This window comes from Pseudomonas sp. RV120224-01b, assembly GCF_003208145.1.
GTDB classification, from domain to species: Bacteria; Pseudomonadota; Gammaproteobacteria; order Pseudomonadales; family Pseudomonadaceae; genus Aquipseudomonas; species Aquipseudomonas monteilii.
Genome location: NZ_QKMQ01000006.1, coordinates 92,170 through 112,133, shown reverse-complemented (window position 1 = coordinate 112,133; position 19,964 = coordinate 92,170). Strand labels below are relative to the sequence as shown.

Sequence of the window (19,964 nt, the reverse complement as noted above, 5' to 3'; positions counted from 1 at the left end):
AATAGGCTTCAGGCAAAGGCCGGCAGGCTGGCCATCTTGCCGCGGCAGTACACCATCGGGCGTGGCGCTTCTGCCGGGACGATCAGGTTATGCACCTTGCCGACCATGATGGCGTGGTCACCACCTTCATATTCACGCCACAGTTCGCATTCGATGACGGCAGTGGCACCGGCCAGGATCGGGTTGCCCAGTTCGCTCAGGGTCCACTCGATGCCACTGGCCTTGTCCTTGCCCTTTTTGGCGAACGCATAGGCTTCAGCCTGCTGTTCACCCGAGAGCAGGTGAATGGCGAAGCGTTTCTGCTTGATCAGCACAGGGTAGGAGTCGGAGGTGTAGTTAGGGCAGAACAGCACCAGCGGCGGGTCCATCGACAGGGAGGAGAAGGCGCTGGCGGTCAGGCCGACAACCGAGCCGTCGTCGTCCAGGGTGGTGATGACGGTAACGCCGGACGGGAAGGAGCCCAGGACGTGCTTGTAGACGGTTGCGTCGATCATCTCGTGTACCTCTAAAAGGCTGCGGTGGTCCGCGGTTTTTATCGTTGATGTGTCTGATGGTATACCGTAATACCTATTTTGCAAGCGGAATTTTCAACCCTGACTTTTCACGATGAACGGCTCAAGGCCACGTAAATAGAGGCTTTGAGCGATGAGGCGGTTTGTCGCAGGGGTTTCGCGAGCAGATCAGCGGCCGTTTTTTCCTGCGGATCAGTGTTGTCAAAAGTTTGGAATACCATAATATGGTCCGCAGCTGAGAGGCCGCCCTGGATGCGGTTTCCTTACAACGATAAAAACGACCTTTCGAGCTGAATCCTATGTCCCAACCGTCGTCGCAACACCAGTTTGTCGAGAATCACACGGTCGATTACGTTCCACCTGCCGAGCGCCATGGGAAGGCGCACGACCTGTTCACCCTCTGGTTCAGTACCAACATTGCGCCACTGCCTATCGTCACCGGCGCCATGGTGGTCCAGGTGTTCCACCTCAATCTGTTATGGGGGCTGATTGCCATTGTGCTGGGCCATCTGGTCGGCGGCGTGGTCATCGCCCTGGCCTCTGCGCAGGGACCGCAGCTGGGCATTCCACAGATGGTGCAGAGCCGTGGCCAGTTCGGCCGCTACGGCGCCTTGCTGATCGTGTTCTTCACCGCGCTGATTTATGTCGGCTTCTTCATTTCCAACATCGTCCTGGCGGGCAAGACCATCCATGGCATCACCCCAAGCGTGCCGATGCCGGGCGCGATCGTGATCGGTGCCCTCAGCGCCACTGCCATTGGCGTGATCGGTTATCGCTTCATTCATATTCTGAACCGTATCGGTACCTGGGTGATGGGTTCGGCGCTGCTGGCCGGCTTCATCATGATGTTCGCCCAAGACCTGCCGGCCGACTTCTTCAGCCGTGGTGCATTCAACCTGTCGGGCTTCATCGCCACCGTGTCATTGGGCACCATCTGGCAGATCAGCTTCTCGCCATACACCTCCGACTATTCGCGCTACCTGCCGCGTGAAGTAGGCATCGCCAAGCCATTCTGGGCCACGTACTTCGGCGCCACCCTGGGCACCATCCTGTGCTTCAGCTTTGGTGCGGTAGCGGTGCTGTGCGTGCCGGAAGGCACCGACGCCATGGATGCGGTGAAACAGGCCACCGGCTGGCTGGGCCCGATCCTGATGGTGCTGTTCCTGCTCAACATCATCAGCCACAACGCCCTCAACCTGTATGGCGCGGTGTTGTCGATCGTCACCGCGATCCAGACCTTCATGGCCGATTGGACGCCGAGCATCAAGGTGCGGGTGATCCTGGCATCGGTGATTCTGGTGGGCTGCGGGATGGTTGCCCTGAACGCCTCGGCGGACTTCATTGGCCACTTCATCGGCCTGATCCTGGCGCTGCTGCTGGTACTGGTGCCGTGGGCTTCGATCAACCTGATCGACTTCTACCTGATCAAGAAGGGGCAGTACGACATTGCGTCGATCTTCAGTGCTGATGGCGGTATCTATGGCCGCTTCAATCACCACGCGATCATTGCCTATGCGTGCGGGATTCTGGTGCAACTGCCGTTTGCCAATACGTCGCTGTATGTGGGGCCGTATTCGAACATTGTCGAAGGGGCGGACTTGTCGTGGCTGTTCGGCTTGATCGTGACGGTGCCGCTGTATTATTGCCTGGCGACCCGCGGCAAGGCTGTCGAGAAGGCGGGGCGGGTTGTGAGTGTTAACGACTGATAGAACGTCGTTGCTGTAACGGGGGCTGCTTTGCAGCCCATCGCCGGCAAGCCAGCTCCCACAGGGATCGCGCAATTCCTGAGGTCTACGCGGTCCCTGTGGGAGCTGGCTTGCCGGCGATGGGCCGCAACGCGGCCCCGGCTATTTCAGGTCAAACCTTGAACTGCGCCACCATGCCGTTTAAATCTACCGCCAACCGCGACAGATCCTGCGCCGCCGCACTGGTCTGGTTCGCCCCCGCCGACGTCTGCATCGCCAGATCACGAATGTTCACCAGGTTGCGATCAACCTCTCGGGCCACCTGCGCCTGCTCCTCCGAAGCACTGGCAATCACCAGGTTGCGCTGGTTGATCGACGCAATCGCCTCGGCAATCACTTCCAGCGCCTGACCAGCACCTTGCGCCACATCCAGTGTGCTGGTGGCACGCCCCTGGCTGCTGTGCATCGCCGTCACCGCCCGCTCGGTACCGTTCTGGATACCGGCGATCATCTGCTCGATCTCCGCCGTCGACTGTTGGGTGCGGTGGGCGAGGGCGCGAACCTCATCTGCCACCACCGCAAAACCACGGCCCGCCTCGCCTGCGCGGGCTGCTTCGATAGCGGCGTTCAGCGCCAGCAGGTTGGTTTGCCCGGCAATCGCGCCAATCACATCCAGCACGCGGCTGATCTCGTTGGCATTGCTGGCCAGTTGCTCGATTTCGGCCGAGGTACCCGTTACGTCAGCCACCAGATGCTGAATGGATGCCAGCGCCTGATTGACCCGGTCGCGGCCATCGCGGGTGGTCTGGTCGGCGCCCTTGGACGCATCGGCAGTGCTGACCGCATTGTTCGCGACCTCTTCGACGGCGGCGGTCATCTGGTTGACGGCGGTGGCCGCCTGGTCAATTTCCGCGCTCTGCTGGTGCAGGCCGCGGCTGGTGTCTTCGGTAACGGTGTGCAGCTCCTCCGAAGCCGAGGCCAGCTGGTCGGACGACGCGGCGATCTTGCGCAGGGTGTCGCGCAGGCTTTCCTGCATACGGGCCAGGGCGCGTAACAGCAAGGCTGGCTCGTCACGGCCGATCACGCGAATTTCCCGGGTGAGGTCGCCAGTGGCCACGCGTTCGGCAACAGCCACGGCATCGGCCAGTGGTACCACGATGCTGCGGGTGAGCACGGTGGCAATGGCGGCCATTGCAAGCATGATGACCAGCAACGAGGCGATGATGGCGGTGAACGCTTCGTCGGCCACATCGCTGCTGCGCTGCGAGGCGTCTTCGGCACCCTTGCTGTTATAGCCGAGCAGGGCGGTCATGGCCTTCATCATGGTGTCGGCGCGCTGCGTGAGGGGGCCGCTGATCTGCTGCTTGGCATCGTCCATGCGGCCTGCGGCAATGTCTTGCAGCACTTTTACCTGCAGGTCGAGGTACTGTTGGTGTGCGTCATTGAAGGTGTTGAACAGGGCGCGGTCGTCGGCCGCGATGATGGTGTCGGCGTAGTCTTTCAACCCACCCTTGAGCTCGGCGTTGATGCCTTCGAGCAGCTGCAGGTTGCGTGCGCGCTCGGCGGGGTTGTCGTCCAGTGCGGCGCGCAAGGTGACAGCCCGTGCGCGGCCCAGGTTGCTGCTGATGTCACCCAGGGCTACCACGGCGGGCATCCAGGTAACACGGATCTCGTCGGTGGCCTTGTCCATCTGGCGGGTTTCATAGAGTGCGATAAGGCCCATGAACAGGACCAGGATGCCCAACAGGGCAAATACGCTGGCAGCGCGAATGCCGATCTTCATATTCCGTAACTGCATGGAATGCTCCTTGACGGTGGCGTGCAGGCCTCAGGAGCTTGGTCGGAAAGCCGGGTCACCGGTATGGCGCCAGGCTCTTGATGCGCTGCGGATTAGTAGTGTTGCCTCACCCTCTTGAATACTTTTTTGGTTTGAATGATGCCATATGGCCATCATTGTTGAACAGTCCAACAATGTAACGACATAATTGACAAAACCGTCGTTTATTGACGGTTTTGTCAGGATCTTGCTGTCAAACGATCGCAATCATCGGGTCGGCGGCAGCCAAGGCCACGGCACGATCAGCCGCGGGCGGGTAGATCCATACCGAGTTGATCTGGCGCTTGAGGTCCTTGCCTTCCTGGCCTTGCAGCTTCAGTTCGCGCTCCCAGCCTTCGCTGTACGCCGCGCCCCATTCACCCAAGTCAAGGCAGGTGACGTACTTCGGTTGGCGGTACACCACCGGTGCCACCCCAAGCAGGTCAGCCATGGCGTTGTTGCCGCTGTGGCGACCCATGGGAATGGCGTGCTGGCAGGTCATCAGCGCGTGGTTGCCGATTTCATCGACGGCGGCCCAGGCGGTATCACCGGTGGCGTAGATGTGCTGCTGGCCCACCACTTTCAGGTGGTCATCGACCTTGAGCCGGCCGAAGTTGTCACGCTCGCCGGCAACCTGTGCGGTCAGCGGGCTGGCCTTGACACCGACGGTCCAGATTACGGTGCTGCTGGCGATGTATTCGCCGTTGTCGAGGGTGACGCCGCCTGCATCCACAGCCACCACCGAGGTATCGGTCAGCCATTCGACCCCGGCCTGTTCCGAGGCCGCAACGATCGACGGCTTGATGCCAGCACCCAATGCCGCGCCAATGCTGACACCACGGTCAACCAGCAGCACCCGTACATCGTCACCCAGGATGGCACGCAGTCGGGCGGGCATTTCGGTGGCGGTTTCGATACCGGTGAAACCACCGCCACAGACCACCACGGTGTTGCGGGCAGGTGAAGCGGGCAGGGCCCCCAGACCCGTCAGGTGCTGCTCCAGGCGAACAGCCGATTCCATCTGGTCGACATCGAACGTGTGCTCAGCCAGGCCCGGGACTGCCGGGCGCGCTACCTGGCTGCCGGCGGCGAGGATCAGGCGGTCGTAGGCGATTTGCTGGCGCTGGCCGTGGCTGTCGATGTAGCTGACGCTGCGCGCATCGGCATCGATGGCCTCGGCGTTGCCAGTGATGAAGCGCACGCCAACGGCTTCGAACAACTCACCCACGGGGGCCTTCAAGGTATGCGCGTTGGCTTCGTAGAAGCGCGGACGAATACGCAGTTCTGCTTGCGGGGCGAGCACGCTGATGCTCAGGTCGTCGCGCTGGGCCTGGTCGAGCAGGCGAGCGGCGCTCAGGGCGCTCCAGACACCGGCAAAGCCGGCACCGATGATGAGGATGTTCGATTTCATGTAGATGCTCCGCAAGGTTCGAAGAGGGCTTCGAGGACGGGTGGGTGTCGCTCGAATAACTACGACTGTATTGGTCGTAGTTAATCCCTGCAAGTCTTTTTTCGAGCACGCCGGTGCCTCGCGCCGCCTGAAAAGGGATCAGATGGCTGTATTTGCTGGTTCAGAGGTGTGGGGTGAACCGACAGGCGGCAACTGTCTGCTTTGCCCATCCAATGCGTTCGGCGTATTATTTGCGACAAGATTGGTCGGAGATTGATATGTCGCTCTACAGTGCTGGCGTCGAATATGGCATCCATTGCCTGCTGTTCCTGGTGGACGAACGTGGCGATTCGCGCGAGTCCAGCGTGCGCGACCTGGCAGAGTTGCAGGGGGTGCCTCAGGAGTATCTGGCCAAGGTCTTCACCAAGCTGGCCCGTGCCGGGTTGGTCGCGGCCACCGAAGGTGTTCGCGGCGGTTTCCGCCTGGCGCGGCCGTCGGACGAAATCACGGTGCTGGATATCGTCAATGCCATCGACGGGCCGAAGAAGATTTTCGACTGTCGCGAGGTGCGTGAGCGTTGCAGCCTGTTCGACGGCTCGCCACCTGGCTGGGCGACCGAGGGCACCTGTGCGATCCATGCGGTGATGCTGGGGGCGCAGAAGCGCATGGAGGAAGCGCTGGCGCAGCAGACCATTCTTGACTTGGCCCGGCGGTTCGGGCGCAAGGCGCCGGCCGAGTTCGGGCAGCAGGTGAACAGCTGGATGGGAGAGCGGCGCGAAGGTAAAGGTGGCGGGGATATACCTGTCAGCCAGGTCTGAACCTGTTGCCGCTACAGATCAGCGCCCTTCATGTTGCCGTCGATAAGCGCCTGGCTGCACCCCCACCGCCTTGGCAAACGCCCGGGTAAATGCCGCCACCGACTGGTACCCCACCTGCGCGCCTACTTGCTCCACGGTATTCCCCGCCCGCAGCAACTGGCTGGCATGGCGCATACGCAAAGCCAGCAGCACCTGTCCCGGCGATTGCCCGGCCAGCTCATTGAAGCGCTTGAAAAACGCCGAGCGTGACAAGCCGGTGCAGGCAGCCATGCTTTCCAGTGTCCAGGCCTGCCCCGGTTGCTCGATCAATTGCTCCAGCAAACCGGCAAACGCCGGCTGGCGGGCGAGGGCGACCAGCCCGCCCAGTGACTGCCCGGCAATTACCTGCTGGCGCAGCACGTACAGGAACAACAGGTGCGTCAGCCGCTCCAGCAACGCCTGCGACGGGCCTGCGGCACGTCGGCACTCTTCCAGAATCAGCTCGAACAGCGCCCGCGCCGCACTGCCGGCGGGGTCTTCGGCGTGCAGCAAGATCCAGTCAGCCAGGCCTTCGACAATCAGCGAAGACAGGCCGGACTGAAAGTGGAAGAAGCCGCAGACCAGCCCTACGCCGTCACTGGCCTCACTGTCCAGCGCCTGCATGGCCTGGCGCGGTTGGGCACAGGCGTCGGCCGGGTCCTGGTCGCTGGACAAGCGATAGGCAAGGTCGCGTAACAGGAATACTGCATCGCCCTTTTCCAGGCGCACCGGTTGCGCTTCGCCGTCGATGTGCAGCCAGCAATGCCCTTGCACCACCAGGTGGAAGCTGGCGCGGCCCATGCCTTGGGTGCTGGCGTGCCAGCCACCGCAGTAGCGCCCGACATGAAACAGGCTGGCATCGAGCTCCAGGCCCTCTAATAACCAATCGACAAGGTGGCTGGACGAAATCATCTAATACAAACACTCAGGAGCAAGGAAAGGCGACTGATGAATATGGAGGGTAATTCTTATAACCAACAGACTGTAGTGACCCCCATCAAAGGAGACCACTCCATGTCCTCCCGCATTACTTTACACACCCTGCAGAGCGCCCCGGAAGCGGCCCGTCCATTCCTCGAGAATGCCCAGAAAAACTCAGGCTTCATCCCCAACCTGCTGGGTGTGCTGGCCAACGCCCCGGCGGCGCTGGAAACCTACGTGACCGTTTCGGCGCTCAACGGCAAGTCCGAGCTGAGCCTGGCCGAGCGTGAAGTGGTTCAACTGATTGCCGCTACCCAGCATGGCTGCGACTTCTGTGTGGCTGGCCACACCGCAGTGGCACTGAACAAGGCCAAGCTGCCGCTGGACGTGGTCGATGCCCTGCGCGCCCGTGGCGAACTGCCCGACGCCCGTTACGAAACCCTGGCCGCGTTTGCCCGCGAAGTGATCGCCACCCGTGGCAATGTCAGCGAGGCCACCTACCAGGCCTTCCGCGCAGCCGGGTTCAGCGAAGGCAACGCACTGGAGGTGATTCTGGGCGTGAGCCTCGCAACCCTGTGCAACTTTGCTAATGTTTTCGCCCAGACGCCGCTCAATGAAGAGCTTGGCAAATACCGTTGGCAGCCTTCTGCGTAACCCATCCGTGATAGCGGCCTTGATGCGGTCGTTGTAGAAGCGGCCTTGTGCCGCGAATGGGCCGCAAGGCGGCCCCGGCGTTCCCAAAGGAGCAAGACCATGCAAGATTGCGCATTTCGTCACTGGCTGGATGCCAATGCCGAGGCCATCGACCGGGGCCTGTGCGAACCGCAACAGGTGCTGGCACAGATCGCCGAATCACAGCTGCTGCGCATTGGTGTCGACCCGGCCTTGGGTGGCACGGGCGGGCAGGTGACCGACGCCGTCGAGGCCATCGCCGCGATTGCCAGCCGTTCGTTGGCTTCAGCCTTTGTCTGCTGGGGCCAGCGTGCCTTCATTGAGTACCTGTTACACAGCCCCAACCAGCCATTGCGCGAGCGCTTGCTGCCGCGTCTGTTGACGGGCGAGCTGGCGGGTGCCACCGGGCTGTCCAACGCCATGAAGTTCCTGTCCGGCATCGAAGCGCTGCAGGTGCGTGGCCGGCCGGTAGCTGATGGCTGGCACCTGGAAGGGCGCTTGCACTGGGTGACCAACCTGCGCAAGAGCGGCTTCGTGGTAGCGGCGGCCATCGAAGACGAAGCCGGCGGTGCGCCGTTCGTGCTCGCCATACCTTCAGACGCCCAGGGCCTGCAGCGCTCCGATGACTTGCAACTGATGGGTCTGCAATCGAGCAACACGGCGGCGCTGGCTTTCCACCAGGTGCCGCTGGCGCGTGACTGGTTGCTGCACGATAACGCCCGCGAGTTCCTGCCGCGGGTACGCCCGGCTTTCCTGGCATTGCAATGCGGGATGGCCATCGGCTTGGCGCGACGGGCGCTGGAAGAGGTGCAGGCGCATCTGCATGGGCGTGCCTCGTTCCTCGATGAAGCCCGTCAGGTACTGAGTGAGCGCCTGGAAAACACCGTGAGCGAGCTCAAGCAGGGGTTGCTCGATGGCCGCTTCCAGCAGCAGCCAGCGGCGTTGTTCAAGTTGCGCATCACCCTGGCTGAAAGTGCTGCCGATGCTGTGCAACTGGAGTTGCAGGCCAGCGGTGGCAAGGCCTACCTCAGCGAATATGGCGAAGGCTTTGCCCGCCGCTGGCGCGAATCGGCCTTCGTGCCGATCGTCACCCCCAGCCTGGTGCAATTGCGCGCCGAACTGCAACGCCAGGCGGGTGCCGCATGAGCCACGTGTTGCTCGAAGCCTGCGATATCAGCCTGGGCTACCCGCGTGAGGGTGGCTGGCAGCAAGTGCTGGCGCAGTTTGACCTGCAATTGGCCCCGGGCGAGGTGGTGAGCATTCTTGGCCCCAGTGGCGTCGGCAAGTCCAGCCTGCTGCGGGTGCTGGCAGGGCTGCAGCAGCCCCGTGGCGGCAGCGTGACCTTGCACGGCCAACCCTTGCAGGGGCCGCACCCACGGCTGGCAGTGGCCTTTCAGGACCCGAGCCTGCTGCCCTGGCTGAGCCTGGAGAAGAATGTTGCCTTTGGCCTGGACTTCGCCCGCCAGCCAAAGCTGGATGCTGCCGAGCGGCGCGCGCGTATCGACCATGCGATTGCCGCCGTGGGCCTGGCCCACGCCCGTGGCCAGTACCCGGCGCAGTTGTCCGGCGGCATGGCCCAGCGCACGGCGCTGGCCCGTTGCCTGGCCCGCCAGCCCGAAGTGCTGTTGCTGGACGAACCGTTCGGCGCGCTGGATGAAGTGACCCGGGCCGACATGCAGCAACTGCTGCTGCAACTGATCGCCACCCACAACACGGCGGCGGTGCTGATCACCCACGATATCGACGAAGCGCTGCTGCTGTCCGACCGGGTTCTGCTACTGGGCAACCACCCAGCGCACATCCTCGGCCAATGGCACATCGACCTGCCGCAACCACGCGCGCAGCGGGTTGAAGAACTGGGTGCCTTGCGTATCGAAATCCTCAAAACCCTTCGGCGGGCAAGCCGCACCGTAGAACCTACCCTAACCCCGTTGCCCTCGGAGGCTGTCCATGTGCATGGATGACTGCTGTTCCTCTTCTTCGCGTCGCGATTTTCTCAAGCTTGGCGCCATGCTTACGGCGGCGGGTGCGCTGCCATTGCTGTCGAGCCTGCAGGCGCGCGCTGCCGTCGAGCCGGACGCGCCGGTGCGCATCGGCTACCTGCCGATCACCGACGCCACGCCATTGCTGGTGGCGCACAACAATGGCCTGTTCGAGGCCGAAGGTATCAAGGCCGAGCGCCCGGTGCTGTTGCGCAGTTGGGCACAGGTGATCGAGGCGTTCATTTCCGGCCAGGTCAACGTCATCCACTTGCTGTCGCCGATGACGGTGTGGGCGCGTTACGGCAGCAAGGTGCCGGCCAAGGTCGTGGCGTGGAACCACGTGGGCGGTTCGGGCCTGACCGTGGCTCCGGACATCACCGACATGAAACAGCTCGGTGGCAAGACCGTGGCCATCCCGTTCTGGTACTCGATCCATAACGTGGTGCTGCAGCAGATGCTCAACGACAACGGCCTGACGCCAGTGTCGAAGCCGGCCAACGCCCAGTTGGCTGCCACCGAAGTCAACCTGCTGGTGCTGCCGCCCTCCGACATGCCGCCCGCTTTGGCCAGCAAGCGCATTGCCGGCTACATCGTCGCCGAGCCGTTCAACGCCCTGGCCGAGAACCTCAAGGTTGGCCGCGTACAGCGTTTTACTGGCGATGTGTGGCGCAACCACGCGTGCTGCGTGGTGTTCATGCATGAGCATGACCTGAACAACCGCCCGGAGTGGTCGCAGAAGGTGGTCAACGCCATCGTCAAGGCCCAGCACTGGACCCGCGACCACCGCGCCGAAGCCGCTGCCTTGCTGTCCAAGGCCGGCCCCAACAAGTACACCCCGCATGAGCCTGCCGTGCTGACCAAGGTGCTGGCCCCGGCCGCCGAGGATCGTGCCGGCTACATTGCCAGCGGTGCCATTCGGCATCAGCAGTGGGACGAAAAGCGCATCGACTTCCAGCCGTATCCGTTCCCCAGTTACACCGAGGAACTTGTCAAACGCCTGAAAACCACCCTGATCGAAGGCGACAATGCGTTTCTTGCCGGGCTTGATCCGGCGCAGACTGCCCGCGACCTGGTCGACGACCGATTCGTGCGCAATGCCATCGCTGCGGTGGGTGGCCCGTCGGTGTTCGGCATTGCCGACAACTTCGAGCGTAGCGAGGAGTTTGCGGTCTGATGCGCACGCATGTCGTACATGCCGGCCTTGGCCTGGCCGGATTGCTGGGTTTGTTGTTGCTTTGGTGGGCTGGCGTTGCCGTGTTCGGCCAGGCTGACGGGCTGTCGGCGCGCTTTTCTCCGGCGGCAACCCTGGCCAGCCTGTTCGAGTTGCTGGGGCAGGGTGAGGTCTACGGGCATATCTGGGTCAGCCTCAAGCGCATCCTGGTCGGACTGTTGCTGGCACTGCTCATCGGTGTGCCGCTGGGTTTGCTGGTCGGCAGTTACCGCCACCTGGAGGCGGCAACCACCCCGGCGTTCCAGTTCCTGCGCATGATCTCGCCGCTGTCGTGGATGCCGGTGGTGGTGATGCTGATGGGGGTGGGTGACCAGCCTATCTACTTCTTGCTGGCGTTCGCTGCGTTGTGGCCGATTCTGCTGAACACGGCGGCCGGGGTCAGGCAACTGGACCCCCGCTGGTTGCAACTGAGCCGCAGCCTGAGTGCCACGCGTTGGGAGACGTTGTGCAAGGTGATCGTGCCGGGGGTGATCGGCCATGTGCTGACCGGCGTGCGGCTGGCCATTGGCATTTTGTGGATCGTGCTGGTGCCGTGCGAAATGCTCGGGGTGAGTGCGGGGTTGGGGTATTTCATCCTCGATACGCGTGACCGGCTGGCGTATTCCGAGCTGATGGCGATGGTGCTGCTGATTGGTGTATTGGGGTTTGTGCTGGATGCCTTGGCGCGAGGGCTGCATCGGCGCTGGGTGCATGGCTGAGGGGCCAGTGGGGCCTTTTCGCGGGTAAACCCGCGAAGAGGCCCTCGGATCAATGCACAGTCTTGCGCTGCCGCACGCACTCTTGGGCTTGGACGGTCAATTCATCCAGCCGCTCATCGCGCATCTGTTCGGCTTCGATCATCGCATCCTCACCCTGCTGGTTAAGCAGGTAGGTATGAATCTGCAGCACTTCTGCCGTTTGATAAATCGGCGCAATGTCCAACCGCCCGATCAATGCGCCGCTGGCCAGCCCGGTACTGCTCATGAGCACCTGCGGCCCATTGGCGGCTACAACTTGCATGCCCATCGCCTCAAACCACGGCACCTGATTGGCAAAGGCATTCAGTTCCACGCAGGTATGGCGTGCCTGCAGGTCACTCAGCAGGGCACGGGCGATGCCCAGGCGGCGGTGGCTGTCGCGCACGGCAAGAAATGCCAATGAGCATGCCTGCTCATCGTCCTCGGCCGGCAGCGACAGGGCAAAGCCCAGCAACTGGTCCGGCGCTTCGGCATCCAGCGCCAGGGTTAGCGCCACGGCCAGGCCACGGGTGCCGTCCAGCGCTTGCAGGTACTGGTGCACTTCCATACCAACGCCGTACTGGTACAGCGGGTACAGCGGGTTGTCGGCGGTGATGGCAACACTGCTCAATTCACCGACATTGTGGATCACCAGTTCGCGGATCTGGTTCTGGAAAGACTCGGGCGGCACGCTGTCGAGGCGGCTCAGGATGAACATCGGGGGGCAGGCTCCGGCGGGTGGGAATACAGCCCACGCCGTGTAGGCGCGGGTTGTACAGTCTAACCGGTTTTGCCGTGTCAGCCTTGTGCCTGTAGTGCACCGAGCATCAGGTCGAGGTTTTGCACCGCAGCACCCGAGGCACCTTTGCCCAGGTTATCGAACACCGCAGTGAGCAATACCTGGCCATGTTCGGGGTTGGCGTACAGTGCCAGGCGCAGGTCGTTGCTGTCGTTCAATGCTTCTGGGTCAAGGTTGGCTGCTGCGCCTTGTTGGTGCAGCGGCATCACCTGTACGTGGCGGGCGCCCTGGTAGTGCTGTTCCAGGCAGGCCTGCAGCTGGTCAGCGCTGACCTGGCCGGGTAGCAGGCGCAGTTGCAGCGGGATGCTCAACACGATGCCCTGGCGGTAGGCCCCATAGCCGGGCATGAACACCGGCCGTGCCGACAGCCCGGCGTGCTGCTGAATTTCGGGTACGTGCTTGTGGGCAAGTTCCAGCCCGTACAGTTGCAGGGTCGGTGCCTTGCTCGCGCCGGGGTGTTCGTGGCGCTCGACCGCCGCCCGGCCACCGCCGGAGTAGCCGGAAATGGCATGGATGCCCAGCGGGTAGTCGGCGGGTAGTAACCCGGCCTTGACCAGCGGGCGCAGCAGGGCAATGGCGCCGGTAGGGTAACAGCCTGGGTTGCTGACGCGTTTGCTTAGGGCAATGCGCTCGGCTTGCTGCTCGTCGAGTTCCGGCAGGCCATAGACCCAGCCCGGTGTGGTGCGATGCGCCGAGCTGGCGTCGATCACCCGCACCTGAGGGTTATGGATCGCCGCCACGGCCTCACGGGCGGCGTCGTCGGGCAGGCACAACAGGGCGATGTCAGCGCTGTTGATGGCCTCGCGGCGGCGTTGCGGGTCTTTACGCTCGGCTTTGGGGAGGGTGAGCAGGCGCAGGTCGCTGCGGCCTTGCAGGCGTGCATGGATCTGCAGGCCGGTGGTGCCTTGGTCGCCGTCGATGAAAACAACAGGGGTCTGCATGGTCAGGGTCCGGTAGGGTTGGGATGACCTATGCTCGCCTGTGGCTGAGTTAATGGAAATTTGAATATCATGATGCTGATGTTCATGTTTCATGAATGAAAAGGCCAGCACAGACCATGCGTGAAATCAGCCTCGACCGCCTGCGCACCCTGGTGGTCATCAGCGACCTGGGCTCCTTCGCCGAGGCGGCTCGCCAGCTCAACCTGGCACCGCCCACCATCAGCCTGCATGTGGCTGAACTGGAGTCACGTATCGGTGCCCCGTTACTTAGCCGTGCCCGCGGCCAGGTGCGCCCAACGACCATTGGCGAAACACTGCTGGCCCGCGCCCGGCGCTTGCTGGCCGACGCCGACCTGGCGCTGGACGAAGTACGCCGACAGGTCGAGGGGCTGACCGGCCGGGTACGCCTGGGCGCGTCCACTGGTGCCATCGCTCACTTGTTGCCACAGGCGCTGGAGCACCTGCGCGTGGAGCACCCGGGGATCGACGTGCAGGTTCAGGTGCTGACGTCCCAGGCATCGCTGGCGCGTTTGCGTGAAGGCGCGCTGGATATCGGCCTTGTGGCCTTGCCGCAAGTCGCCGGCAAAGGGCTGACAGTGACGCCCTGGCGGCGCGATCCGATCCTGGCCTACGTGCCGGTCGACTGGCAGCCACCGGCCAAGGTCACCCCGGCCTGGCTGGCGCAAAGGGCGTTGATCCTCAATGACAGCAGCACCCAGCTCTCGCGAGTGACAGGGGAGTGGTTTGCGGCAGCGGGGTTGTACCCCGAGCCTCGGATCGAGCTGAACTACAACGATGCGATCAAGAGCCTGGTCGGCGCCGGGTACGGGGCGACGTTATTGCCGCAGGAGGGCGAGGCGGCCGAGCTGGACCGGCGCATTGCACGCCGGCCACTGCGGCCCGGGTTGTGGAGGCAGTTGGGTATCGCTTGCCGGGAAGGCCAGGTTGAGCGGGCCACGGCGTATGTGTTGCAGGCATTGGAGCGGTTGCGGCAGTAGCGATTGCTGGCTTTACCCTCGCTCTCGTGCCCGCACCACGGTCACCGTCTCGCCGCCCACCCCCCAGTTATCGGTCGGCACCTCTTCGATCACCACAAAGGTACTGGCTGGCGGCTTGCCCAGCACATCCTTCAGCAGGCGGGTCGTTCCCTCGATAAGCTGGCGCTTGTGCTCGGCAGTAACCCCTTCGTCAGTTACGCGAATATGTACATAAGGCATGGTTGCACGCTCCTCAAGTCAGTGCCAGGTGCCAGCGGTACTGCCGCCATCCACAGGCAGGATGACGCCGCTGACAAAACGTGAATCGACCAGGTACAGCACGGCGTCCACCACATCCTGGGGCGAGCCGGTGCGGCCACTGGGCGACAACGCGCCCATCCCCTGCACATTGTCGCCATGCAGGGGTGTTGCGATGATCCCTGGCGCCACGGCATTCACCTGCACGCCGTTGGCCGCCAGTTCCAGCGCCAGACCCTTGACCGCCTGGTTCAGGCCGCCCTTGACCAGTACCGGCAGCAGGGCTGGCACGCGGGTGTCCGGTTGCAGGGCAATGGACGCGGTGATGGCGATGATTTGCCCGTGCCCTTGCCTGGCCATGACCCGCGCCGCTTCCTGGGCCGGGTAGAAAAAGCCTTTGAGGTTGGTGCCGACCAGTGCGTCAACATCGGCTTCGCTGTATTCGGCAAAGGGTTTGGCAATGAAGATGCCGGCGTTGTTGATCAGGATGTCCACGCCGCCAAACATTTGCAGGGCAGTGGCGAACAGCTGCTGCGCCGTAGTGGGCTCGGCAATGTCGCCCGCCACGCCGATAAACCGCGAAGGGTTGCCTAGACGCGCAGCGGCCTGGTCCAGGCGCGCCTGGCTACGGGCGTTGCCGACCACGTTGTCGCCGCGTTCGAGAAAGGCCTCGGCCAGGGCGAACCCCAGGCCGCTGGAGGCCCCGGTGATAATGACGGTGCGTGGCGTGTTCATGTGCATCCTCTCCAGTGAAGTGAGCCATCGGCTCGGTGTGACGCCACTGTAGGCTGCCACCAGCACTTGAAAAATGAGGCGCAGGGCATTTCAATCGATACATCATGTAATCAATCGAGCCGCCATGACCCGCCATTTCGACGACTTTCAACTCGGCAGCCTGGAACTGTTCTGCCTGGCCGCAGACAGCGGCAGTTTCACGGCTGCCGCCACGGAGGCTGGTGTTACCCCGGCGGCAGTCAGCCGCAGCGTGGCGCGCCTGGAGGAGCGCCTTGGGGTGCGCCTGTTTGTCCGCACCACGCGGCAGATGCGCTTGTCCGCCGCCGGCGAGATCTATTACCAGCAATGCCGGCAGGCGCTGGGGCAACTGGTCGAGGCCGAGCGCCAGGTGACGGGTGGGCAGGTTGAACCCAGCGGCCGCTTGCGCATCAGTGCGCCCACGCCCTATGCCCACCACCGGCTGCTACCGCTGCTGCCGCGCTTTCGTCAGCGCTACCCGAAGGTGCAGGTGGATGTGCATGTCAGCAACCGCAATGTCGACTTTGCCGAAGAACCCTTCGACCTGGCCATCCGTGGTCGCGAACCGGCCGATTCACGCCTGGTGGCGCGCCGCCTTGAAGATGCCGAGCTGGTGGTGGTGGCCACGCCAGGCTATCTGGCCCGTGCCGGCACGCCGCGGGTGCCGCAAGACTTGCAGCAGCACGAGTGCATCCAGTTCGAAATGCCCAGCAGTGGTCGTCGCCCACCGTGGAGTTTTCGCCAGGATGGCCGCCACATCGAGATCGAAACCCAAGGCTCATTCACCTGCCTGGGCGACTTCCTTGCCACGGCAACGTTGGTGCGCCATGGCGGCGGCTTGATGCAGGCTTACCGCTTTACCGTGCAGGACGCATTGGCCAGCGGCGAATTGGTGGAGGTGCTTGCTGAGTTCGGCGGGACTACACGGCCGTTCATGTTGATCTATCCGCATGGCCCACACATGCCGTTGCGGGTGAGGGTGTTCATTGATTTTCTGTTTGCCGAAGCCGAGCGACCGCTGGGCTGAAGGGGTGCGGGGCAGGCACGGGCCTACTATGCTTTTGGCTGCGTCGAGCCGAACGGGCCTCGACGAACCCTATGGTTTTCCAGGAGAACGCTCCATGAAATCCACGAAATGCATACCTCTGCTGGTGATTGCTTCCGTCCTCAGTTTTGCTGTGCACGCAGACCCTGCAGGCAACTGTGCGGCCAAGATCAAGGAACTTGAGGATTTCCACAAGGCCAGTGGCCAGGCGATGCATGGCGGTATGGCTCATGACTTCAAAGTCCACATGCAAAATGCCAAGGATGCTCAGAGCAAGGGTGACTATACCCAGTGCCAAGCCTCGGCGGACCAAGCCAAGACCATCTACAACAAGGCACGCAGCAAATAAGCCTTCGCGGGCCTCATCGCGGGTAAACCCGCTCCTACAGGTACATCACCGGCCTCGAACCTGTTGAAAGTCCTGTGGGAGCGGGCGAGCCCGCGAAGAGGCCAATGCAGCATGGCCGCAGTGTCAGAACCAGCGGTCGTTCTTCTTCCGACCCCGAGTCAGCGCCGGCAAGATCAACCCCGCCAGCAACCCCGCCCCGGCAATGCTGCCGCCATACACCATGTAGCGCATCATCACCTGTTTGTTCTCGTCACCCAGGCGTGCCTGGGTATCGCGCAGGTCCGACTGGCTCTGGTCAAGCTGCTCGCTCAGTGCCTTGTTGCGCGCCTCCAGTTCGTCGTTCAGCTTCTTGCGTGAATCCAGGGTTTCCTGCATGCCCTGCACGCGGCTCTTCCAGCTGTCGTCGATGGTCTTCAGCTGCCCGGTCAGCTCCGCGACCTGGGCATCGAGCTGCGGCAGGCGCTCGTTCTGCCCCGGCACGGCCTGCAGGTCGTTGCTGAGGATCCACACCACATCGCCGTTCTGCCCGCGCACCTGGCTGTAATTGCCCTGGCTGCCGAGCAGGGTCAGCTTCTGCCCGGATTTGAGGGTTCCAACGATGCGGTGGCCATCGGTCGGGCCGCTGCGCACGTAGGTGCTCAGGCTGTCGCTGACCCAGCGTGCGTCGCTGGCGGGCTCTTCGGCGTGCGCCGGCAGGGCGAGAGCCACCAGAGCGGCAATCAGGCCGCCGCGCAGGGCAGGGAGGGCGGAAGCGGTTGGGCGGAAATCGGGCATGTTGGGTCTTCGCTGAAACAGGACAAAAGTAGGCCCGGTGACTGGGCCGATGAACCGGTCGGTGAGTTGACCGTCAGCGAAAGACCGCTTTTTTGTCAGCAGGTTCACTACCTGATGTCGGAAATGTCTGCAGGATGTTGCAGAACCCTACCCAGAGCGCTTCCTCGACGATGACGCAATTGTAATGCGCCGATCACCTTGGCGTTATCTGCCGGCCGTCAATCTCGGGCCGCCGACACAATTATAAAGACGACGTTCAAGGAGCATCGGATGACCTGCAGATCACCCCTGAAACTGGCTGCGTGCCTGGCGCTTTCCGGCGTCGGCAACCTGGCCATGGCGGCGGACGACGCCGCAGAAGGTTTTATCGAAGGCAGCACGTTGAACGTGCTCAACCGCAACTTCTATTTCAACCGCGACAACCGCGACTCCGCAGCCCCTACACACAACCCGGACAAAGCACCCGATAACGGCTATTCCGAAGCCTGGGCCCACGCCGTCATTGCCCGTTTCGAGTCGGGTTTTACCCAGGGCACTGTCGGCTTTGGCCTGGATGCGTTCGCCATGCTCGGCCTAAAACTGGACTCCGGCGGCGGCCGCAACGGCGGGCGCAGTTCGTTCGACGTGCTGCCGGTCGATCATGACGGCCAGGCCCGCGACGAATACACCAAGGTGGGTGGCGCAGCCAAGGTGCGCCTGTTCGACACCGTACTGAAAGTGGGCGATGTGTTCCCGGCCAACCCGGTAGTGGCCGCCGGCGATTCACGGCTGCTGCCGGAAAGCTTCCGTGGCGTGACCCTGGAGAACACCAGCATCAAGGACCTCACCCTGCAGGCCGGGCGCCTGCATGCCATGAGCCAGCCGGTGTCCAGCGATATGCGGGAGAACTTCGTGACCTTCTACGGCGGCCCGGTCGATTCGCCGTGGATCGCCTACGGCGGGGGTGACTACACGCTCAATGAGCATGTCAGCGTCAGCCTGTTCAGCAGCCGCCTCAAAGATGTGTGGAACCAGTACTACGCCGGCACCAGCCTCAGCTACCCGCTGAGTGATGATCTGGCCCTGATTGGTGGCTTCAACTATTACAAGGCGGTTGACGAGGGGCAGCAACGCCTGGGCGCATTCGACAACGACATCTGGAGCGCCAAGCTGGGCGTGCGCTTTGGTGCCCACACCCTGGCCCTGACTCACCAGCGCAACAACGGTGACGACGACTTCGACTACCTGCGCCAGTCCGACTCGATCTTCCTGGACAACTCCATCCAGTACAGCGACTTCAACTCGCCCAAGGAGCGTTCGTGGATGTTGCGTTACGACCTGAACATGGCCGCTTACGGTATTCCCGGGCTGTCGTTCATGACGCGTTACGGTAAAGGCACCGATGCCGACTACTCCAATGCCAACACCTTTTACATGCGCCGCGATGCCGGCGGCAACCCGCTGACTGACCAGAAGCGCTGGGAGCGTGACATCGAGGTCAAGTATGTGGTGCAGACCGGCGCAGCCAAGGACTTGTCACTGCGCGTACGTCAGGCCACCACCCGGGCCACGGCGTTCGAGTCGGACCTGGACGAAGTGCGGCTGATCGTGGAGTACCCGTTGTCGATCCTGTGAATTCACCTGGGTAGCGTTACAGCTCCTTTGGTTTGGGTGGATGTTTTGGCGCTCCGTATGGGGCGCTTTTTTTTGAGCGGCAAGGCTGCGACTAGACTCAATGGCTCCACAACCTTTCATGGAGCACGGCCATGACTGCCAAGAACACTATCTGCCTCTGGTTCGACAACGATGCCGAGGAGGCTGCCAACTTTTACGCCAGCGTATTCCCGGACAGTAAAGTGATCGCCCTGCACAAGGCGCCAAGTGATTACCCTTCGGGCAAGGAGGGCGATGTCATCACGGTCGAATTCACCGTCATGGGCATACCCTGTGTGGGGCTCAATGGGGGCAAGGCCTTCACGCATTGCGAGGCGTTTTCGTTCCAGGTCAGTACCGAAGACCAGGCCGAAACCGACCGCTTGTGGGATGCCATAGTTGGTAATGGCGGAGAAGCCAGCGTCTGCGGCTGGTGCAAGGACAAATGGGGGATTTCCTGGCAGATCACCCCTCGTATCCTGATCGAAGCCATCGGTCATCCCGACCGCGCCGCAGCCAAGCGGGCGTTCGAGGCCATGATGCAGATGGGCAAGATCGATGTGGCAAAAATAGCGGCGGCATTGAAGGGGTGATGCCCGCCTATACGCTCTGGTTATCGTTTTGCCCCGGAAAATATCGCTTATCGAGGTGTGCCGCTGTTCCTAAACTCAGGTG

Annotated in this window: 21 protein-coding genes; 12 read left to right on the top strand and 9 right to left on the bottom strand. The window is 62.7% G+C overall.

Annotated elements, in window-relative coordinates:
- Window positions 1–8 precede the first annotated feature (8 nt).
- Window positions 9–494, bottom strand: a complete 486-nt coding sequence (locus tag N436_RS11925) for a flavin reductase family protein (protein ID WP_060497080.1) — start codon at window positions 492–494, stop codon at window positions 9–11.
- 317 nt (window positions 495–811) lie between these two features.
- Here N436_RS11925 and N436_RS11920 point away from each other — a divergent pair, with 317 nt between their 5' ends.
- Entirely contained in the window at window positions 812–2,218 is a 1,407-nt protein-coding gene (locus N436_RS11920; protein ID WP_110741117.1) for a cytosine permease, read from the top strand.
- A 151-nt stretch (window positions 2,219–2,369) separates the two neighbouring features.
- On the opposite strand, the gene N436_RS11915 is transcribed toward N436_RS11920, so the two are convergent.
- Both N436_RS11915 and N436_RS11910 read right to left on the bottom strand, forming a co-directional pair.
- Window positions 2,370–3,995 carry a methyl-accepting chemotaxis protein gene (locus N436_RS11915; protein ID WP_105948830.1) on the bottom strand — a complete coding sequence of 542 codons (1,626 nt, stop codon included), beginning with the start codon at window positions 3,993–3,995 and terminating at the stop codon, window positions 2,370–2,372.
- Between the two features lie 232 nt (window positions 3,996–4,227).
- Entirely contained in the window at window positions 4,228–5,424 is a 1,197-nt protein-coding gene (locus tag N436_RS11910; protein ID WP_060497077.1) for an NAD(P)/FAD-dependent oxidoreductase, read from the bottom strand.
- 257 nt (window positions 5,425–5,681) lie between these two features.
- On the opposite strand from N436_RS11910, the gene N436_RS11905 reads away from it, so the two are divergent.
- Window positions 5,682–6,221, top strand: coding sequence for an Rrf2 family transcriptional regulator (locus N436_RS11905; protein WP_060497076.1), 540 nt, complete (start codon window positions 5,682–5,684; stop codon window positions 6,219–6,221).
- Between the two features lie 18 nt (window positions 6,222–6,239).
- On the opposite strand, the gene N436_RS11900 is transcribed toward N436_RS11905, so the two are convergent.
- Window positions 6,240–7,151 carry an AraC family transcriptional regulator gene (locus N436_RS11900; protein WP_105948829.1) on the bottom strand — a complete coding sequence of 304 codons (912 nt, stop codon included), beginning with the start codon at window positions 7,149–7,151 and terminating at the stop codon, window positions 6,240–6,242.
- A gap of 102 nt (window positions 7,152–7,253) precedes the next feature.
- Between N436_RS11900 and N436_RS11895 the strand changes: the two genes are divergently transcribed.
- From N436_RS11895 to N436_RS11875, 5 genes are all read left to right on the top strand, one after another.
- Window positions 7,254–7,814, top strand: coding sequence for a carboxymuconolactone decarboxylase family protein (locus N436_RS11895; RefSeq protein WP_105948828.1), 561 nt, complete (start codon window positions 7,254–7,256; stop codon window positions 7,812–7,814).
- Between the two features lie 99 nt (window positions 7,815–7,913).
- A complete protein-coding gene (locus N436_RS11890; RefSeq protein ID WP_105948827.1) occupies window positions 7,914–8,978 on the top strand; it encodes an acyl-CoA dehydrogenase family protein in 1,065 nt (354 codons plus the stop codon).
- On the top strand, window positions 8,975–9,796 hold the full coding sequence (locus N436_RS11885; protein ID WP_105948826.1) for an ABC transporter ATP-binding protein: 822 nt from the start codon (window positions 8,975–8,977) through the stop codon (window positions 9,794–9,796). The genes N436_RS11890 and N436_RS11885 overlap by 4 nt, the downstream gene beginning before the upstream one ends.
- Window positions 9,783–10,988, top strand: coding sequence for an ABC transporter substrate-binding protein (locus tag N436_RS11880; protein ID WP_105948825.1), 1,206 nt, complete (start codon window positions 9,783–9,785; stop codon window positions 10,986–10,988). The genes N436_RS11885 and N436_RS11880 overlap by 14 nt, the downstream gene beginning before the upstream one ends.
- Window positions 10,988–11,743: an ABC transporter permease gene (locus tag N436_RS11875; protein ID WP_105948824.1), complete on the top strand. Its 756-nt coding sequence runs from the start codon at window positions 10,988–10,990 to the stop codon at window positions 11,741–11,743. Before N436_RS11880 ends, N436_RS11875 begins: the two co-directional genes overlap by 1 nt.
- Before the next feature lie 49 nt (window positions 11,744–11,792).
- Here the strand turns inward: N436_RS11875 and N436_RS11870 are convergent, their stop codons facing one another.
- Together N436_RS11870 and argC are read right to left on the bottom strand one after the other, a co-directional pair.
- Window positions 11,793–12,479: a GNAT family N-acetyltransferase gene (locus N436_RS11870; RefSeq protein ID WP_110741116.1), complete on the bottom strand. Its 687-nt coding sequence runs from the start codon at window positions 12,477–12,479 to the stop codon at window positions 11,793–11,795.
- Between the two features lie 80 nt (window positions 12,480–12,559).
- Complete coding sequence (argC, locus tag N436_RS11865) at window positions 12,560–13,501, bottom strand: N-acetyl-gamma-glutamyl-phosphate reductase (protein WP_110741115.1); 942 nt, start codon at window positions 13,499–13,501, stop codon at window positions 12,560–12,562.
- Between the two features lie 116 nt (window positions 13,502–13,617).
- Here argC and N436_RS11860 point away from each other — a divergent pair, with 116 nt between their 5' ends.
- Window positions 13,618–14,499: a LysR family transcriptional regulator gene (locus N436_RS11860; protein ID WP_105948821.1), complete on the top strand. Its 882-nt coding sequence runs from the start codon at window positions 13,618–13,620 to the stop codon at window positions 14,497–14,499.
- Window positions 14,500–14,511: 12 nt separating this feature from the next.
- On the opposite strand, the gene N436_RS11855 is transcribed toward N436_RS11860, so the two are convergent.
- Together N436_RS11855 and N436_RS11850 are read right to left on the bottom strand one after the other, a co-directional pair.
- Window positions 14,512–14,718, bottom strand: a complete 207-nt coding sequence (locus tag N436_RS11855; RefSeq protein ID WP_105948820.1) for a 4-oxalocrotonate tautomerase family protein — start codon at window positions 14,716–14,718, stop codon at window positions 14,512–14,514.
- A gap of 18 nt (window positions 14,719–14,736) precedes the next feature.
- Window positions 14,737–15,471 carry an SDR family NAD(P)-dependent oxidoreductase gene (locus tag N436_RS11850; RefSeq protein WP_110741114.1) on the bottom strand — a complete coding sequence of 245 codons (735 nt, stop codon included), beginning with the start codon at window positions 15,469–15,471 and terminating at the stop codon, window positions 14,737–14,739.
- Window positions 15,472–15,595: 124 nt separating this feature from the next.
- Between N436_RS11850 and N436_RS11845 the strand changes: the two genes are divergently transcribed.
- The gene (locus tag N436_RS11845) at window positions 15,596–16,516 is read left to right on the top strand and encodes a LysR family transcriptional regulator (protein WP_110741113.1); all 921 of its coding nucleotides are present in this window, start codon (window positions 15,596–15,598) and stop codon (window positions 16,514–16,516) included.
- Window positions 16,517–16,610: 94 nt separating this feature from the next.
- Window positions 16,611–16,883, top strand: coding sequence for a hypothetical protein (locus tag N436_RS11840; protein WP_105948817.1), 273 nt, complete (start codon window positions 16,611–16,613; stop codon window positions 16,881–16,883).
- Between the two features lie 123 nt (window positions 16,884–17,006).
- Here N436_RS11840 and N436_RS11835 read toward each other — a convergent pair whose 3' ends face one another.
- A complete protein-coding gene (locus N436_RS11835) occupies window positions 17,007–17,657 on the bottom strand; it encodes a TIGR04211 family SH3 domain-containing protein (RefSeq protein ID WP_060497064.1) in 651 nt (216 codons plus the stop codon).
- Window positions 17,658–17,927: 270 nt separating this feature from the next.
- Here N436_RS11835 and N436_RS11830 point away from each other — a divergent pair, with 270 nt between their 5' ends.
- Together N436_RS11830 and N436_RS11825 are read left to right on the top strand one after the other, a co-directional pair.
- Complete coding sequence (locus N436_RS11830) at window positions 17,928–19,271, top strand: OprD family porin (RefSeq protein ID WP_110741112.1); 1,344 nt, start codon at window positions 17,928–17,930, stop codon at window positions 19,269–19,271.
- Between the two features lie 131 nt (window positions 19,272–19,402).
- Window positions 19,403–19,882, top strand: coding sequence for a VOC family protein (locus tag N436_RS11825; RefSeq protein ID WP_110741111.1), 480 nt, complete (start codon window positions 19,403–19,405; stop codon window positions 19,880–19,882).
- The last annotated feature ends 82 nt before the right edge of the window (window positions 19,883–19,964 follow it).

Coding starts and splice junctions, on each gene's coding strand:
- N436_RS11925 (WP_060497080.1), bottom strand. CDS start 494: ATGATCGACGCAACCGTCTACAAGCACGTCCTGGGCTCCTTCCCGTCC.
- N436_RS11885 (WP_105948826.1), top strand. CDS start 8,975: ATGAGCCACGTGTTGCTCGAAGCCTGCGATATCAGCCTGGGCTACCCG.
- N436_RS11900 (WP_105948829.1), bottom strand. CDS start 7,151: ATGATTTCGTCCAGCCACCTTGTCGATTGGTTATTAGAGGGCCTGGAG.
- N436_RS11840 (WP_105948817.1), top strand. CDS start 16,611: ATGAAATCCACGAAATGCATACCTCTGCTGGTGATTGCTTCCGTCCTC.
- N436_RS11905 (WP_060497076.1), top strand. CDS start 5,682: ATGTCGCTCTACAGTGCTGGCGTCGAATATGGCATCCATTGCCTGCTG.
- N436_RS11895 (WP_105948828.1), top strand. CDS start 7,254: ATGTCCTCCCGCATTACTTTACACACCCTGCAGAGCGCCCCGGAAGCG.
- N436_RS11835 (WP_060497064.1), bottom strand. CDS start 17,657: ATGCCCGATTTCCGCCCAACCGCTTCCGCCCTCCCTGCCCTGCGCGGC.
- N436_RS11910 (WP_060497077.1), bottom strand. CDS start 5,424: ATGAAATCGAACATCCTCATCATCGGTGCCGGCTTTGCCGGTGTCTGG.
- N436_RS11825 (WP_110741111.1), top strand. CDS start 19,403: ATGACTGCCAAGAACACTATCTGCCTCTGGTTCGACAACGATGCCGAG.
- N436_RS11860 (WP_105948821.1), top strand. CDS start 13,618: ATGCGTGAAATCAGCCTCGACCGCCTGCGCACCCTGGTGGTCATCAGC.
- N436_RS11850 (WP_110741114.1), bottom strand. CDS start 15,471: ATGAACACGCCACGCACCGTCATTATCACCGGGGCCTCCAGCGGCCTG.
- N436_RS11845 (WP_110741113.1), top strand. CDS start 15,596: ATGACCCGCCATTTCGACGACTTTCAACTCGGCAGCCTGGAACTGTTC.
- N436_RS11855 (WP_105948820.1), bottom strand. CDS start 14,718: ATGCCTTATGTACATATTCGCGTAACTGACGAAGGGGTTACTGCCGAG.
- argC (WP_110741115.1), bottom strand. CDS start 13,501: ATGCAGACCCCTGTTGTTTTCATCGACGGCGACCAAGGCACCACCGGC.
- N436_RS11870 (WP_110741116.1), bottom strand. CDS start 12,479: ATGTTCATCCTGAGCCGCCTCGACAGCGTGCCGCCCGAGTCTTTCCAG.
- N436_RS11890 (WP_105948827.1), top strand. CDS start 7,914: ATGCAAGATTGCGCATTTCGTCACTGGCTGGATGCCAATGCCGAGGCC.
- N436_RS11830 (WP_110741112.1), top strand. CDS start 17,928: ATGACCTGCAGATCACCCCTGAAACTGGCTGCGTGCCTGGCGCTTTCC.
- N436_RS11880 (WP_105948825.1), top strand. CDS start 9,783: ATGTGCATGGATGACTGCTGTTCCTCTTCTTCGCGTCGCGATTTTCTC.
- N436_RS11915 (WP_105948830.1), bottom strand. CDS start 3,995: ATGCAGTTACGGAATATGAAGATCGGCATTCGCGCTGCCAGCGTATTT.
- N436_RS11875 (WP_105948824.1), top strand. CDS start 10,988: ATGCGCACGCATGTCGTACATGCCGGCCTTGGCCTGGCCGGATTGCTG.
- N436_RS11920 (WP_110741117.1), top strand. CDS start 812: ATGTCCCAACCGTCGTCGCAACACCAGTTTGTCGAGAATCACACGGTC.